The following is a 15,466-nucleotide window of genomic DNA, read 5'->3' on the forward strand; positions in this document are numbered from 1 at the left end:
GCCCCCCTCGGCCTGCGGCCTCTCCCCCCGGGATATTTCGGGCGATTGGAAGACAAGGGCTTCTCCCGGCTTCCAATTGCCGCAAATATCCCGGGGTGAATTGCCCCGCAGGGGCAAGAGGGGCAGCGCCCCTTTCCTTTCCCGCGCAAGGCCCCATCATCGGGGAAAAAGGAGACAGCCATGGCCCAGACCTGCATCCTGATCGGCGCCCCGGTGGACAGCGGGCAAAAGCGGGCGGGCGCCTTGATGGGCCCGGCCGCCTATCGCGTCGCCGGCATCGCTGCGGCGATCGAGGAGCTCGGCCACAAGGTGATCGACCGCGGCGATGTGGCGATTGCCCCCTGTGCCCCCCTGCCCCATCCGAACCCGGCGGTGCATCACCTCGCCGAGACCCTCGCCTGGACCGAGGCGCTTGCCCGCGCCGGCGAGGCGGCGGCGGCCGAGGGGATGCCGGTCTTTCTCGGCGGCGATCATTCGCTGTCGCTCGGCTCGGTCGCCGGGATGGCCGCCCATGCCGAAACGGCGGGCCGGCCGCTCTTCGTGCTCTGGCTCGATGCGCATACCGATTTCCACACCCCGGAAAGCACGGTCTCGGGCAACCTGCACGGCACGCCCGTGGCCTATATCGCCGGCCGGCCGGGCTTTGCCCCCTTCCCGCCCTTCCCGGCGCCGGTGCCGGGCGAGCGGATCGCGATGCTCGGCATCCGCTCGGTCGATCCGGCGGAGAAATCCGCGCTGATCCCCGAGGAGATCGAGATCGCCGACATGCGCGTTCTTGACGAGCGCGGCTTTGGTGCGCCCTTGCGCGAATTCCTCGACCGGGTACGGGCGGCAAACGGGCTGCTGCATGTCTCGCTCGACGTCGATTTCCTCGACCCGTCGATCGCGCCCGCGGTCGGCACCACGGTGCCGGGCGGCGCCACCTTCCGCGAGGCGCATCTGGTGATGGAGCTGTTGCACGAATCGGGGCTCGTCACCTCGCTCGACCTCGTCGAGCTGAACCCCTTCCTCGACGAGCGCGGCCGCACCGCGAAGCTGATGGTCGATCTGGTCGGCTCGCTGATGGGCCGGAAGGTCTTCGACCGGCCCACCCGCTCGTTCTGAGGCGCTAGCCCGCCGGCACCCCGGCCACCGCGCCCTTCGCCAGAAGCTCCGCGAGCGCCGGGTTCTCCCCGGCGGCCTCCGGGGCCGGCGTGGGCGCGGGCGTCGTGCGGTGGCGCAGGTAATAGGCCTCGCGCGCGCCGAAATAGAAGCTGACGATCGCCCCCAGAAGCCACCACAGCGGCTCGGGCACATAGTTCAGCCCGACCATGCGCCGCGCAAAGGCGACCGGATCGAGCATCGCATAGACGAAGAGCCCGAGCGTGCCGAGCGCCAGCAGCGGCCGCGGCAGCCGGTTCAGCCCGTTCACGAAATGGTCGAAAAGGCCTGCGCGGGCATGTTGGAACTCGGCCCCGTGCTCGTCGAGCGCCGCGCGATAGGCCTCGGCCTCGGCCTCCATCTTCTTCGTCGCATTGACGGTGAACACCTCGGCGACATTGGTCACCGCCGCACCGAGGGCCGAGGTCGCGGCCGGCCCGCCGAAGATCCGCCCGATCAGCCCCATGCCGCCACCCGTGCACTGTGCTGCGCCGCGCTCAGATGAAAGCGCGGCGAAATGAATTCCTCGGCGCGCAGGATCCAGCCGCCCTTGCTGCCGGTGGTCGTCGTCGCATATCGGCGCGAGGCGGGGCGGGCAGCGGCGAGGTCGTAATAATAGTTGCGCCGGGCAATGCCATAGGCATCGGCGAAGAGCCCCGCATCGGGGGCGGCGGCGCGGCGCGCCGCGGCGATTGTCTGCGGCCCGACCTGCCCGTCGACCGCCACCGCCTGCCCCATCCGGTTCAGCAGCCGCTGCAGGATCTTCACCGCGTTGTCGCCCGCGTTCACCTGCATGTCGAAGACCGAGGGCTGCACCGCCTCGGGCAGCTCGCCAAGACGCGGCACCTCGAAGTAATGGCGCACATAGATCTGCACCGCCTGCGCAGGGGTCAGCAGTTTCACGTCGCGCTCGCTGACCACGCCGTCGCGGTTCAGGTCGATGCCAAGACGGCGCATCGTGGCGAGCGTCACGCCGTAGTTCGTGGCCCCGCCGGGATCGTCGGGGTCCTTCACATAGCCGCCCTCGCGGGCGACGATTTCCTTCGCGATATCGGTGACTGATTTCATCCGCATCCCCCAGAGGCTCCCCCGGGGCATGCTGTCTCGATCCGGTTAACGGCGCCGCAAGCGGGCGCGCGGATCAGGAATTGGGCTTCGGCGGCTCGTAGACGCCCTGCGCCTTCAGCGCCTCGATCACTTCCTTCGGCATGTAGTTCTCGTCATGCTTCGCCAGGATCTCGGTCGCGACGAAGGTGCCGTCCTCCATCTTGCCGGTGCCGATCATCCCCTGCCCTTCCTTGAACAGGTCAGGCAGCACGCCGGTGAAGCGCACCGGCACCGAGGCGCCGCCATCGGTGACACTGAAGGTGACCGTCTCGCCCTGGCCGCGGGTGAGCGTGCCGGTTTCGACCAGCCCGCCAAGGCGGAAGGTCTCGCCGGGTCTCGGCGGGTTCTCGGTCAGCTGCGAAGGCGCGCGGAAGAAGTTGATCCCGTCGCGCATCGCGTAACCGATCATCGCCGTCGAGATCAGCAGCGCCAGCGCCGCGACCACCAGCACCTGGATCCGGCGCTTCTTCTTCAGGCTCTTCATCCGCGTCTCCTTCGCCGTGTCGGCGCGTTCTCGGGCCAAATGCCCCGCGCCGCCTTGACCTTGATCAAGGGAACACAGGGGCCAGCATCAGCCCAGCCGTCTCCTCGAGCCCCAGCATCAGGTTGGCGTTCTGGATCGCCTGCCCCGAGGAGCCCTTGCACAGGTTGTCGAGCGCCACCATCACCAGCGCCCGGCCGGCAAGTCGGTCGCCGGTAACCCCGACATGAACATAGTTCGAGCCGGCGATGGATCGAGTCGAAGGGAGTGTGCCAAAAGGTAGCACTTCGAGGAACACTTCGTCCGCATAGCGGCGCGCGATCGCGTCATAAATTGCCTGCGGCTCGCCCCGGACATAGACGGTGGCGAGGATGCCGCGGTTGAAGGGCATCAGGTGGGGGGTGAACTGCACCCGCACGTCGCGGCCGGCGATCTTCGAGAATTCCTGATCGAACTCGCCCAGATGGCGGTGCTTGCCGCCGGCCGAATAGGGCATGGTGCCGCCCGAAAGCTCGGCATGCAGCAGGTTTTCCTTGAGCGAGCGGCCGGCGCCCGAAGCCCCCGCCTTCAGGTCGATGATGATCTCGTCAAGGTCGATCACGCCCGCCTCGATCAGCGGACGAAGCGCATATTGCCCGGCCGCCGCGTTGCAGCCGGTGCCGGCGCAGAGCCGCGCGCCGCGGATCTCGTCGCGGTAGAACTCGGTCAGGCCATAGACCGCCTCTTTCTGCAGCTCGACCGCCGCATGCGGCTTGCCATACCATTTCTCGTATTCGGCCGGATCGCGCAGCCGGAAATCAGCCGACAGGTCGACCACCTTCAGATCACGCGGCAGTTCCTTGATCACCGCCTGACTGGTCGCATGCGGCAGCGCGCAGAAGGCCAGGTCAATGGTCGAGAAGTCGATCTCCTCGATCTTCACCAGATCAGGCAGGTTCATGTGGCGCAGATGCGGGAAGACCTCGCCCATACTCATCCCCGCCTTGCGGTCGCCCGAAAGCGCGGTGATCCGCATCGAGGGATGGGTGGCGATGATCCGGGCGAGTTCGGCCCCGGTGTAGCCCGAGGCGCCGAGGATGGCGATATTCTGGGTCATGGCAATCTCCGCGACTTGTCGGCCTGTCCTGCCTCAGCCTAAAGTCCCGCGCAAGCGATGTTTGCCGACGATACGGAATTTGAACGGCCGGAAAGGAATTGCATGACGAAAGACTGGCATTACGCCTGGCAGGGGGAAAGCCATGGTCCGGTGAGCGCCGAGACGATGGCCGATCTGATCCGCGCCGGCCGGCTGCGCACCGACACGCTGGTGTGGAGCGATGGGATGACGAACTGGGAACCGGCCTCGGCGCATTTCGACTTCGGTGCCCCGCCGCCGCTGCCCGCGGGCGCCCCGGGTTTAGGCATGCAGCGCCTGGCGCCGGGCATGAGCGCCGGCACGGGCTGGACGGGTGCCGGCACGGACGGGCTTTACCCCGGCGCGCCCGGGCGCAGCTTCGTCGAGGCGATCAAGGTCTGCTTCACGAAATACGCCACCTTCAAGGGCCGGGCCAGCCGCTCGGAATATTGGTGGTTCTTCCTTTTCACCACGCTTCTCGGCGCGCTTGGCGGGATGCTTGAGGCCGCCATGGGCAATGACGGTGCGGCGATCTCGGGCCTGTTCGGGCTCGCCACCTTCCTGCCTTCGCTCGCGGTGACGGTGCGGCGGCTGCATGACACCGACCGCTCGGGCTGGTGGGTCGGGGGGTTTTACCTTGCGATGGTTGTCTTCGGCTTTGTGGTCGGCATCATCTTCGCCATCGCCTCGCAGACCGGCGACCCGAGAAACACCGGGCTCGGGCTGCTCTCGATCTTCGGGATCGCGATCTTTGCCTACGGGATCGCGATGCTGGTCTTCATGGTGAGCCGCGGCACGCGCGGGCCGAACCGCTTCGGCTGAGCCCCGCGGCCGGGACGGGGTCGGGGCGGCTCAGGCCGCCTCGAACCGGATCTCGTGGCGCAGGAACTGCGTCGCATGCACCGAGACCGAGGCCGGGTCGCCGGTGGTCAGGAATTTCGACACCGTGCCCTTGCCCAGGAACTCCGGCCGGCGCTTGAGGTAATCCTCGAGGCTGTCGGCCACCAGATTCGCCTGCGAATAGACCTTCACCTGCGCCCCGAGCGCGTCCTGGAAGGTCTTTTGCAGCAGCGGGTAATGGGTGCAGCCGAGAATCGCTGCCTCGGGATGCGGCATCCGCCGCTTCAGCGCCTCGACATGGCTTTTCACCAGCGCCTCGGCGAGGATCTCGTCGCCGGTCTCGATCGCGTCGACGACGCCACCGCAGGGCTGCGCCTCGACGTCGACACCGATCGCGCGGAACGCAAGTTCGCGCTGGAAGGCGCGCGAGGCGACGGTGGCCGGGGTGGCGAACAGCGCGACATGCTTCACCGCAACCTCATGCGGCGGCGAGTTGTCGCCCCATTTGCGTTCGGTCAGCGCCTCGATCATCGGCACGAAGACGCCCAGCACGCGCTTGTCCTTCGGGATCCAGGTTTCCTGCATCCGCTTCAGCGCCGCGGCCGAGGCGGTGTTGCAGGCGAGGATGACAAGGTCGCAGCCCTCGTTCCACAGCCGCTCGACACCCTTGCAGGTCAGGTTGAAGATGTCGTCGGCGTCGCGCACGCCATAAGGCGCGTTGGCATTGTCGCCGTAATAGACGAGGGCCAGATCAGGCAGCTTGCGCGAGATCGCCTCGTAGACGGTCAACCCGCCGAGACCGCTGTCGAAAACCCCAACCGCCATTGCTCCCTCCCACGCCAGAGCGCCCCGCCGAACCGGGCGGGGGTTGCCTCTTCTAGTCCCGCGACCGACCGGAGGGAAAGCCGAAATCGCGTCTTCCCTGCGCCGTCCTGCAAGCCCGCGGCCAGCCCCGCCCTGCCCGTCCTGTAAGCAGGCTTCCGCCGGGCGGCGGCATCTTCGCGCCAAAAGCCGGAAATCGGTGCGCCGGACCGGCGTTTTTCGGCGTGAACGGGTTTGGCAACGGGGGGCGATCCCTATATGCAGGAAGACTGCAACATGAGGCCGAATGACCGATTATGAGTGGCATGGACTGGGACAAATTGCGAATCTTCCACGCGGTGGCCGATGCCGGCTCGCTGACCCATGCCGGCGACGCGCTGCACCTGTCGCAATCGGCCGTGTCGCGGCAGATCCGCGCGCTCGAGGATGCGCTCGGCACCACCCTCTTCCACCGCCATGCCCGCGGCCTGATTCTGACCGAACAGGGCGAGTTGCTGTTCGAGGCGACCTCGACCATGGCGAAGAAGCTCGATTCCGCCGCCGCGCGGATCCGCGACAGCGAGGAGGAGGTCTTCGGCGAGCTGAAGGTGACCACCACCGTCGGCTTCGGCACGCTGTGGCTGACGCCGCGGCTGTCGAAGCTCTATGAACGCTACCCCGAGCTGAAGATCGACCTGCTGCTCGAGGAACGGGTGCTCGACCTGCCGATGCGCGAGGCCGACGTGGCGATCCGGATGAAGGAGCCGTCGCAGGCCGATCTGGTGCGCAAGCGGCTGCTGACGCTGCGGATGCGGCTTTATGCGACGCCCACCTATCTCGACGCCGTGGGCCGGCCCGAAAGCCTCGCCGATCTCGAACGCCACCGGCTGATCTGCCAGAACCCGACCACGCCGCAGGTCCATGCCGGCGCGCAGCTTGCCCATATGGTGATGGCGCAGGACGTGCATTCGATGCTGACGGTGAACAGCTACTTCGGCGTGCTGCAAGGCGTGCTGAACCACATCGGCATCGGCATCCTGCCCGATTACCTGACCGTCGACTTCCCCGAGATCGAGCGCGTCCTGCCCGAGATCGAGTCGGTCGAGGTGCCGGTCTTCCTCGCCTACCCCGAGGAACTGCGCCAGTCGCGCCGCGTCACCGCCTTCCGCGACTTCGTGCAGGAAGAGATCATCGCCTACCGCCGCCAGCAGACCGGCGAGCCCTCGCTCGACTGAGCCCCCCGATCGGGCCTTTTCACACCATAAAAGGCATGCAACACAGGGCCTCAACCGGAGGTTGCACTGAGGCATTACCGCAACGCATGGCGGGCATGTTGCATATGCAGCGTAATTCTCCTTGAACCGTTTCAACTCTGCACATAAATCAGGCGCAGAAGGGGATGATACGAGGAAACTCTCATCACCTTCTACCTCCCTGTTGGACTACGGCCGAGACTTTGTCTCGGCCTTTTTTTTGGCCCTATGCTCCCGCGCCCGGTCGACGGCAGGCAGATCCCTTCCCGCCCTGCCCGGCCCGCACCGCTCACGCCACCCTCACGAAATCGCGTCCGAACCTTTCCGGCCCATGCCCGTTGCCTTCTTACAAGCCGCAACGGCTGCAGTTCCGAAAGGAGTCCGACATGAAGAAGAATTTCGCCCTGACCACCGCCCTCGTCTCCGGCCTGCTCGCGGCGCCGCTGGCCGCGGCCGCCTCGGAAAATCCGCACGGGCTGATCGACGACACCATGGGCATCGCGCCGGCCGAGGCGACGCAGACCCCCGCCAACATGACGATCACCGCCCCCGACCCCGGCACCAGCACCGGCGACTCGCTCGACCAGTACGGCCTTGCCGACATCAAGACCGGCGCCGCCCGCACGATCGAAAGCTCGCCGGGCGCCGACGCGATTCCCGCCGACCGGCGCCTCGCCCGCGACGCCGGCATCGCCGATAACAAGAGCGAGACCGGCACCCCGGGTGCGGTGGTGACCGCCGACGGCGCCGCCATCGGTCAGGTCGAGCGCGTGGTGCCCGGCACGACCACGGACACCGTCTTCATCCGCGTCTCGGACACGCTCGATACTCCTGTATCGATGTTCAGGGTCGCGGTGCCGAAGGGCGCCGGCAAGGATGGCGAGGTCCGTCTGGGCTGGACGCTGTCCGACCTGCTCGACCATCTCGAGGCGCAGGTCTGATCCGACCCCGCCCGCAGCACGAGGGGCCGGCCGCCGCGCCGGCCCTTTTCGCATGCGCAGCCCCTTTCCCCGCAGGGCCACATGGCTTATGGGATGCGAAAAGCCGCCCGCCCCGCATCCCGGAGGACATCGATGACCGAGCCGCAGATCACCCCCGAAATCGTCGCCGCCCATGGCCTGAAGCCCGACGAATATCAGCGCATCCTCGAGATCATCGGCCGCGAGCCCTCGTTCACCGAGCTCGGCATCTTCTCGGCGATGTGGAACGAGCACTGCTCCTACAAATCCTCGAAGAAATGGCTGCGCACCCTGCCCACCGAGGGCCCGCAGGTGATCTGCGGCCCGGGCGAGAACGCGGGCGTCGTCGACATCGGCGACGGTCAGGCCGTGATCTTCAAGATGGAGAGCCACAACCACCCGTCCTACATCGAGCCGCATCAGGGCGCCGCGACCGGCGTCGGCGGCATCCTGCGTGACGTCTTCACCATGGGCGCGCGCCCGATCGCGGCGATGGACAGCCTCAGCTTCGGCGTGCCCGCGCATCCGAAGACCGCGCAGCTGGTGAAGGGCGTGGTCGAGGGCATCGGCCATTACGGCAACTGCTTCGGCGTGCCGAACGTCGGCGGCGAAGTGCGCTTCCACCCCTCCTACAACGGCAACTGCCTGGTCAACGCCTTCGCCGCGGGCCTCGCCGACACCGACCGCATCTTCTATTGCGCCGCTTCGGGCGTGGGCATGCCCGTCGTCTATGTCGGCGCCAAGACCGGCCGGGACGGCGTCGGCGGCGCCACCATGGCCTCGGCCGAGTTCGATGACACGATCGAGGAGAAACGCCCCACCGTCCAGGTCGGCGACCCCTTCACCGAGAAATGCCTGATGGAGGCCTGCATGGAGCTGATGCAGACCGACGCGGTGATCTCGATCCAGGACATGGGCGCGGCGGGTCTGACCTGCTCTGCCGTCGAGATGGGCGACAAGGGCGGGCTCGGCATCAAGCTGGTGCTCGATGCCGTGCCGCAGCGCGAGACCGCGATGACCGCCTACGAGATGATGCTGTCGGAGAGCCAGGAACGGATGCTGATGGTGCTGCATCCCGACAAGCAGGACGAGGCCCGCGCGATCTTCGCGAAATGGGATCTCGACTTCGCCGTGGTCGGCGAGACCATCGCCGAGGACCGCTTCCTGATCCTGCACGGCAACGAGGTGAAGGCGGACCTGCCGCTCTCGAAACTGTCCTCCTCGGCGCCGGAATACGACCGCCCGTGGATCGAGACCCCCGCCCCCGCCGCGATGGCGCCGCTGCCGGCGATTGCACCGATTGCCGCGCTGAAGGCGCTGATCGGTTCGCCGAACTATGCCGCGAAGGACTGGGTCTTCGAGCAGTATGACACCCAGGTGATGGGCGACACCGTGCGCCGTCCGGGCCTTGGCGCCGGCGTCGTGCGCGTGCATGGCACCGACAAGGCGATCGCCTTCACCTCGGACGTGACGCCGCGCTACGTCAAGGCGAACCCGTTCGAGGGCGGCAAGCAGGCGGTGGCCGAGGCCTATCGCAACCTTACCGCCGCCGGCGCCCTGCCGCTGGCCACCACCGACAACCTGAACTTCGGCAACCCCGAGAAGCCCGAGATCATGGGCCAGTTCGTCGGCGCGATCAAAGGCATCGGCGAGGCCTGCCGCGCGCTCGACTTCCCGATCGTCTCGGGCAACGTCTCGCTCTACAACGAGACCGACGGCTCGGGCATCCTGCCGACGCCGACGATCGGCGCCGTGGGCCTGCTGAAATCGCCCGACGAGATGATCGCGGGCCTGCCCGCCGAGGGCGACATCGCGCTGGTGATCGGCGAGACCCATGGCCATCTCGGCCAGTCGGCGCTGGCGCTCGAGGGCTTCGGGCTCGAGACCGGCGACGCGCCGCATGTCGATCTGTCGGCCGAACGCCGCAACGGCGAGTTCCTGCGCGCGAACCGCGCCCATCTCAAGGCCGCGACCGACCTCGCCGATGGCGGGCTGGCGCTTGCCGCCTTCGAGATGGCCGAGGGCGCAGGCCTTGGCGTGACGCTCGAGGCGGCCGAGATCGCCCAGCTCTTCGGCGAGGATCAGGCGCGCTATCTCGTCGCCTGCGACGCCACCGGCGCCGCGGCGCTCGAAACGGCCGCCAAGGCCGCGGGCGTGCCGCTCGCCCGTGTCGGCCGCTTCGGCGGCACCGCGGTCACGCTTGGCACCGACAGCGCCCCGCTCGCCGAGCTTTCGGCGCTCTACCGCACCGCCTTCGCCACCGCGATCGGCGACTGAGACCGGCGCCCGGACTGCACTCGAAAAAGGGTCGGCCTTCCGGCCCTTTTTCCTTGCCGCTTTTCCTGGCCCAAATACTCCCGCCGGAGGCGCCCCTCCCGCGCGCGCCCCGCGGCGGGCCCCTTGCCCCCCCTCCCGGGCCGGCCTAGATTGGGGCAAAGAACGAGGAGTGCCACATGCCGATGGAAGCCAAGGACATCGAAGCCCTGATCCGCGACGGGTTTCCCGATGCGAAGATCGCCATCACCGACCTGGCCGGTGACGGCAATCACTGGGCGGCCGAGGTCATCGACGCCTCGTTCAAGGGCATGAACCGCGTACAGCAGCAACGTGCCGTCTTCGCCGCGCTGAAAGGGGCGATGGACGGGCCGAACGCGCCGCTCCACGCTCTCGCGCTGACGACGAAGGCGCCGGAATAATCCCCTCCCAGGGTCAGAAAGGACGACAGCAATGAGCGCGCTTGACCAGATCAAGGCCGAAATCGAGGCAAACGATGTGGTGCTCTACATGAAGGGCACCAAGGAAATGCCGCAATGCGGGTTTTCCAGCCGCGTCGCCGGGGTGCTGAACTATCTCGGCGTCACCTACAAGGACGTCAACGTCCTTGCCGATGCCGACATCCGTCAGGGCATCAAGGACTTTTCCGACTGGCCGACGATTCCGCAGCTCTACGTCAAGGGCGAGTTCGTCGGCGGCTGCGACATCATCACCGAGATGACGCTCTCGGGCGAGCTCGACAAGCTCTTCGAAGACAAGGGCGTCGCCTACAACAAGGATGCGGCCGAACAGATCCGCGCCGCGAACGCCTGAGCGCAACCGCAAGGTTTCGGGGCCCCGCCGCCGTGCGGGGCCCTTCGCATGTCTGCAGGACCGTTGCGGCCGGACCGCCGCTTCGCTAGCCTCGCCCCGAACGCCCTCAACCCCGGCGGAGCCGATGCCCCAGACCCATCCGCGCAATCAAGGCGCCCCGCTCGATCCGTCCTGGTTCGAACAGGTCGCCGTCAACACCCCCGCCGCCGAGGCCCGCGTCGCCGATCTGACCGCGCGCCGCGGTCTCACCCGCGAGTGGCAGGCGGCCTGGCTCGTCAATGCGATCCGCTGCATCGACCTGACGACGCTGGCGGGCGACGACACCGAGGCGCGGGTGGCGCGGCTCTGCGCCAAGGCGCGCCGCCCGCTCGCCGATCACATCCTTGCGGGGCTGGGGCTCGAGGCGCTGACCACCGGCGCGGTCTGCGTCTATCCGACGATGGTCGGCGCCGCGGTGCGCGCGCTCGATGGCTCGGGCATCCCCGTGGCCTCGGTCGCCACCGGCTTTCCCGCCGGGCTGATGCCGCTGCCGCTGCGCCTCGCCGAGATCCGTTACGCCGTCGAGGAAGGCGCCGCCGAGATCGACATCGTCATCACCCGCGCCCATGTGCTGCGCGCCGACTGGGCGGCGCTTTACGACGAGATTGCCGCGATGCGCGAGGCCGCGGGTGCCGCCCACATGAAGGCGATCCTCGCGACGGGCGAGCTCGGTTCGCTCGCCAATGTCTATCGCGCCGCGATGGTGGCGATGCAGGCGGGCGCCGATTTCATCAAGACCTCGACCGGGAAGGAGGCAGTGAACGCCACCCTGCCGGTCTCGCTCACCATGGTGCGGGCGCTGCGCGACTATGGCGCGCGCAGCGGCGCCCGCATCGGCTTCAAGCCGGCGGGGGGGCTGCGCACGGCCAAGGACGCCCTCGCCTGGCAGATCCTGATGCGCGAGGAGATGGGGCGCGACTGGCTCACCCCCGCCCTCTTCCGCATCGGCGCCTCCTCGCTTCTGGGCGATATCGAGCGCCAGCTCGAACAGCACGTCACCGGGCGCTATGCGTCCTCCTCCCGCCACGCACTTGCCTGAGGGAAAGATGGCCACCGTGAAAGAGATCCTCGAGACGATGGACTATGGTCCCGGCACCGAGAACCCGGCCGAGGTCCGCGCCTGGCTTGCCGCCCGCGGCCGTTTCGGTCCGTTCATCGCCGGCGCCTTCACCGCCCCGGGTGAGACGCGCGCGGTGCGGAACCCGGCCACCGGCGCGGTGCTCGCCGAGGTGGCGCAGGGCGGCGCCGAAGACATCGCCGCGGCACTCGATGCGGCGCGCGCGGCCCAGCCCGGCTGGGCGGCGCGTCCCGATCAGGCGCGGGCCGAGGTGCTCTATGCCCTTGCGCGGCGCCTGCAGAAGCGCGCCTCTTTCCTTGCCGGTCTTGCCACGCTCGACACCGGCACGCCGATCCGCGAAAGCCGCGATCCCGACCTTGCGCAGGCGGTGCGGGCGTTCCAGCACGCCGCCGGCCGTGCGGCGCTGCGCGACATGGATCATCCCGACCGCGCGCCCCATGCGGTGACCGGCGTCGTCCTTGCCCCCGCGCTGCCGCTGATGGGGTTTGCAACCGCCATCGCCCCGGTGCTCGCCGCGGGCGGCACCGTCGTCGTCGTGCCCGCGCCCGAGGCACCGCTGAGCGCCCTCGTGCTGGCCGAGATCTGCACCGCGGCCGGCCTGCCCGCGGGCGTGGTGAACATCGTCACCGGCGATGCCGACACCGCCCTTGCCCTTGCGGGCGCCAAGCTCGACCGGCTGATCTTCGCCGGCACGACCGAGGTCGGCCGCGCGGCGCGGCGCGCGAGCGCCCCGCACGGCCCGGCGCTGAGCCTCAGCCTCGACGGCAGCAGCCCCGTGCTCGTCTTCCCCGACGCCGATCTCGACGCCGCGGTCGAGGGCGTGGTGGCGGGCTGGCTCGCCGGCGGCCAGCTCCCCTCGGCCGGGGCGCGGCTGCTGGTCGCGGAAGCGGTGGCCGAGCCCTTCACCGCGCGCCTCACGGCCCGCCTCGCGAAACTGCAGGTCGGCGACCCGCTCGCCCGGGGCAGCGACATCGGCGCGCTGGTCTCGGAGGCCGCGGCCGAGCGCCTCGCCGCCCTGATCGCCACGACCGAAGCCGAGGGTGCGCAGGCGCTCCGCCCCGCAGCCCCCCTGCCCGAAACCGGCGCCTTCGTCGCGCCCACGTTCCTTCTGGGCACCGCCCCCGCAACCCCGATCAACGGCGCCCCGCTGCGAGGCCCCGTCGCGACGCTGATGACCTTCCGCACGCCCGCCGAGGCGATCGAGCTGGCAAACGCCAGCCGCTTCGGCGCGGCCGCCTCGGTCTGGTCGGAAAACATCACCCTTGCGACCGACATCGCCGCGCGGCTGCATGCGGCCACGGTCTGGATCAACAGCACCGCGATTTTCGACGCCGCCGCGCCCGCGGGTGCGCGCCGCGACAGCGGCTTCGGCGCCACGGGCTTCGAGGCCGCCCTCGCCCCCCTGCCCCCGAGGGCGCTGCCCGAGGCGGCAACGGGGGGGCTCGATGCCGCCCCGGCGCCGGGCCCCGGTGCGGTGGCCGGTGCCGTCGAGGCGGCGCAGAAGGCCGCAGGCTGGGCGAAGATGTCGGGCCATGGCCGGGCGCAGGTGCTCCGGTCCATCGCCGAGACCCTGTCGCAGCGCCGCGCCGGGCTCGCCGCGCGGCTGCACGAAGCCGGCCATGACCCGGCCGAGGTCACGGCAACGATCGCCCTCGCCTTCCGCGCCGCGGCGCTGGCCGACGCGGGCGCCGGCCATCTGGCCGCGACCGGGGCGCAGATGCAGACGCTGCTCCGCGCCGAGCCCCTCGGCGTGATTGGCATCGCCTGCCAGAACACGCAGCCGCTTCTGGGCCTTGCTGCGCTGGTGCTGCCCGCGATTGCCGCCGGCAACCGCGTCGTCGCAATCCCGGCCGAGGCCTTTCCCGCCGCCGCGACGGAGCTTGCGCAGGTCTTCGCCAGCGCGGGCCTGCCGGCCGGGGTGGTGACCCTCGTTTCCGGCCCGCGCGACGCGCTGGCCTCGGTGCTGGCCGGTCACGACGAGGTGGCGGCGCTGTGGTATTGCGGCGCCCCCGCCACCGCGGCCCGGCTGCGCGCCGACACCGCCGCCTCGCTCAAGCCCGTCTGGTGTCCTGCCCCGCAGGACTGGGCCGCAGCGCCCCTGCGCGCGACGTTTGCCGAGGCGCAGCAGCACAAGACGATCTGGCTGCCCTACGGCGCATGAAAAAGGCCCGGGGAACCCCCGGGCCTTTCCTAATCCGACCAGGGGCTTACTTCCGGCCGCGCCCGACCAGCCGCGCCCAGAAGCCGCGCGCCTTGCCGTCCATCGCCTCGGCCCGGTCGCCAAGCTCGTCCCACTTGTCGGCGGCCTCGTCGATCAGCGGGTCGATGGTGCGTTCGCGGAACTGGCGCCACATCGCGCGAATGAGCAAGATCAGCACCAGCAGCCCGCCGAGGAGGATGATGTTCACCCAGGGGATGATCTGCACGTCGGGCCCCGCCACCGGCCGGATGCCGACCGCATTCGGAAAGATCGACAGGAACTGGTTGCGCCAGCCGTAATGGGTGATGACCGCCCATTTCGGCGCCTCGGCGGTCGAGCGCAGGTCGTCGGCCTGGGTCTGCAGCGTCGCGGTATCGAACTTGAAATAGGGCGGCCAGCGCCAGCCGGTATCCTCGTTGCGATAGACCATCGGCTTGCCGTTCGCCCGGATCGCCTGGATGAACTGCACATCGCGGTTCGTCAGCGTGCCGGACTGGTCGTCGGGCGTCGACCAGAAGATCCGCGTCCAGTCGGTCAGGTCCTGGCGCTCCTGATAGGTGCCGACGACGCGCACGATGTCATGCTGCGGCAGCGTGTAGTGCAGAAAGCCCCCCACAACCAGCACGATCACCGTCCAGAAAGCCCATTTCACATAGCGCATGATCGCCTCACCGATAGTTCATGACAAAGACCACGACCGCGAAAACCGCGATCGGCACGATGAAGACAAGCCAGACCAGCCGACGCGTCAGCCCGTGCTCGTAATCATCCATCCCGGCCTCGACATAGGCATCGCGCGGGCCAAGGTCCACTCCCGCCGCACTTTCCCGCGCCCAGTGTTTCTCGAGCGCCTCGCGCCTGAGCGAGCGCGCGTAGATCCGCACCAGCCAGAACAGCACGCTGAGCGCGCCAAGCCCGATCACCGCGAAGCGCAGGAAACCGATCATCGCCGCCCGTCCCGCGCTCAGGCCGCGCGGCGGCGGGCAAGCCCGAGGCCGATCAGCTTGAACACCACGCCGCCCGCCAACACCATCGGGATCGAGATCACGTAAAGCGCCGCGAAGGCCGCGCGCGGCGTCGCGCCGCCGGTGCAGGCGCCATCCCCGAGGATATCGGCAAGGAAGCCGATGCCGCAATTGACCGCCGCGCCGTAGAACCCGGGCACCAGCGCGCCGAGCGGCACCAGCGCCAGCATCTTTGCCCAGTCCGCCCGCGCAAGCCACAGCGCCATGGCGAGCGCGATCGCCACCAGGAAGATCACGAAGAGGTTCATTTCGCCCCACCCTTGTCGTGCCGGCACCGCGGATTGCGGCCCCGGCCTGTTGCCCGGCAGGCTAGCGAAAACGCCCCCGCGCCGCCACCCTTTC

At 68.9% G+C, this 15,466-nt stretch carries 17 protein-coding genes; 9 read left to right on the top strand and 8 right to left on the bottom strand.

Annotated features, from left to right (window positions below):
* Nucleotides 1–180: 180 nt before the first annotated feature.
* Nucleotides 181–1,104: an arginase gene (gene rocF, locus EOW66_RS02950; RefSeq protein WP_128154691.1), complete on the top strand. Its 924-nt coding sequence runs from the start codon at nt 181–183 to the stop codon at nt 1,102–1,104.
* Between the two features lie 4 nt (nt 1,105–1,108).
* On the opposite strand, the gene EOW66_RS02955 is transcribed toward rocF, so the two are convergent.
* The 4 genes from EOW66_RS02955 to argC all read right to left on the bottom strand — a co-directional run bounded on the left by EOW66_RS02955 (nt 1,109) and on the right by argC (nt 3,824).
* The gene (locus EOW66_RS02955; RefSeq protein ID WP_128154693.1) at nt 1,109–1,606 is read right to left on the bottom strand and encodes a holin family protein; all 498 of its coding nucleotides are present in this window, start codon (nt 1,604–1,606) and stop codon (nt 1,109–1,111) included.
* Nucleotides 1,597–2,208 carry a holin-associated N-acetylmuramidase gene (locus EOW66_RS02960; RefSeq protein WP_128154694.1) on the bottom strand — a complete coding sequence of 204 codons (612 nt, stop codon included), beginning with the start codon at nt 2,206–2,208 and terminating at the stop codon, nt 1,597–1,599. Before EOW66_RS02960 ends, EOW66_RS02955 begins: the two co-directional genes overlap by 10 nt.
* A 73-nt stretch (nt 2,209–2,281) precedes the next feature.
* A complete protein-coding gene (ccmE, locus tag EOW66_RS02965; protein ID WP_128154696.1) occupies nt 2,282–2,731 on the bottom strand; it encodes a cytochrome c maturation protein CcmE in 450 nt (149 codons plus the stop codon).
* Nucleotides 2,732–2,795: 64 nt separating this feature from the next.
* Nucleotides 2,796–3,824: an N-acetyl-gamma-glutamyl-phosphate reductase gene (argC, locus tag EOW66_RS02970; protein WP_128154697.1), complete on the bottom strand. Its 1,029-nt coding sequence runs from the start codon at nt 3,822–3,824 to the stop codon at nt 2,796–2,798.
* Nucleotides 3,825–3,926: 102 nt separating this feature from the next.
* Here argC and EOW66_RS02975 point away from each other — a divergent pair, with 102 nt between their 5' ends.
* Entirely contained in the window at nt 3,927–4,664 is a 738-nt protein-coding gene (locus tag EOW66_RS02975; RefSeq protein WP_164881006.1) for a DUF805 domain-containing protein, read from the top strand.
* A gap of 30 nt (nt 4,665–4,694) precedes the next feature.
* Here EOW66_RS02975 and murI read toward each other — a convergent pair whose 3' ends face one another.
* A complete protein-coding gene (murI, locus tag EOW66_RS02980) occupies nt 4,695–5,507 on the bottom strand; it encodes a glutamate racemase (RefSeq protein ID WP_128154700.1) in 813 nt (270 codons plus the stop codon).
* Nucleotides 5,508–5,809: 302 nt separating this feature from the next.
* On the opposite strand from murI, the gene EOW66_RS02985 reads away from it, so the two are divergent.
* The 7 genes from EOW66_RS02985 (at nt 5,810) to EOW66_RS03015 (ending at nt 14,060) form a co-directional block, all read left to right on the top strand.
* Nucleotides 5,810–6,718, top strand: coding sequence for a LysR family transcriptional regulator (locus EOW66_RS02985; protein WP_113899124.1), 909 nt, complete (start codon nt 5,810–5,812; stop codon nt 6,716–6,718).
* Between the two features lie 404 nt (nt 6,719–7,122).
* Nucleotides 7,123–7,677, top strand: coding sequence for a hypothetical protein (locus EOW66_RS02990; RefSeq protein ID WP_128154702.1), 555 nt, complete (start codon nt 7,123–7,125; stop codon nt 7,675–7,677).
* A gap of 132 nt (nt 7,678–7,809) precedes the next feature.
* Nucleotides 7,810–9,972, top strand: coding sequence for a phosphoribosylformylglycinamidine synthase subunit PurL (gene purL, locus EOW66_RS02995; protein WP_128154703.1), 2,163 nt, complete (start codon nt 7,810–7,812; stop codon nt 9,970–9,972).
* Nucleotides 9,973–10,148: 176 nt separating this feature from the next.
* Complete coding sequence (locus EOW66_RS03000) at nt 10,149–10,391, top strand: BolA/IbaG family iron-sulfur metabolism protein (RefSeq protein WP_113899121.1); 243 nt, start codon at nt 10,149–10,151, stop codon at nt 10,389–10,391.
* Nucleotides 10,392–10,422: 31 nt separating this feature from the next.
* The gene (grxD, locus tag EOW66_RS03005) at nt 10,423–10,782 is read left to right on the top strand and encodes a Grx4 family monothiol glutaredoxin (RefSeq protein ID WP_128154705.1); all 360 of its coding nucleotides are present in this window, start codon (nt 10,423–10,425) and stop codon (nt 10,780–10,782) included.
* A 124-nt stretch (nt 10,783–10,906) separates the two neighbouring features.
* The gene (gene deoC, locus EOW66_RS03010; RefSeq protein WP_128154706.1) at nt 10,907–11,860 is read left to right on the top strand and encodes a deoxyribose-phosphate aldolase; all 954 of its coding nucleotides are present in this window, start codon (nt 10,907–10,909) and stop codon (nt 11,858–11,860) included.
* 7 nt (nt 11,861–11,867) lie between these two features.
* On the top strand, nt 11,868–14,060 hold the full coding sequence (locus EOW66_RS03015; RefSeq protein ID WP_128154708.1) for an aldehyde dehydrogenase family protein: 2,193 nt from the start codon (nt 11,868–11,870) through the stop codon (nt 14,058–14,060).
* A gap of 46 nt (nt 14,061–14,106) precedes the next feature.
* On the opposite strand, the gene EOW66_RS03020 is transcribed toward EOW66_RS03015, so the two are convergent.
* The 3 genes from EOW66_RS03020 to EOW66_RS03030 are packed head-to-tail and all read right to left on the bottom strand — an operon-like array spanning nt 14,107 to nt 15,372.
* Entirely contained in the window at nt 14,107–14,760 is a 654-nt protein-coding gene (locus tag EOW66_RS03020) for a DUF1523 family protein (RefSeq protein WP_128154709.1), read from the bottom strand.
* Between the two features lie 7 nt (nt 14,761–14,767).
* Nucleotides 14,768–15,046, bottom strand: a complete 279-nt coding sequence (locus tag EOW66_RS03025; RefSeq protein ID WP_128154711.1) for a hypothetical protein — start codon at nt 15,044–15,046, stop codon at nt 14,768–14,770.
* Between the two features lie 17 nt (nt 15,047–15,063).
* The gene (locus tag EOW66_RS03030) at nt 15,064–15,372 is read right to left on the bottom strand and encodes a hypothetical protein (RefSeq protein ID WP_113899115.1); all 309 of its coding nucleotides are present in this window, start codon (nt 15,370–15,372) and stop codon (nt 15,064–15,066) included.
* Nucleotides 15,373–15,466: the final 94 nt, after the last annotated feature.

The organism is Paenirhodobacter huangdaonensis (assembly GCF_004022465.1).
In the GTDB taxonomy this organism is placed as follows: domain Bacteria; phylum Pseudomonadota; class Alphaproteobacteria; order Rhodobacterales; family Rhodobacteraceae; genus Rhodobacter; species Rhodobacter huangdaonensis.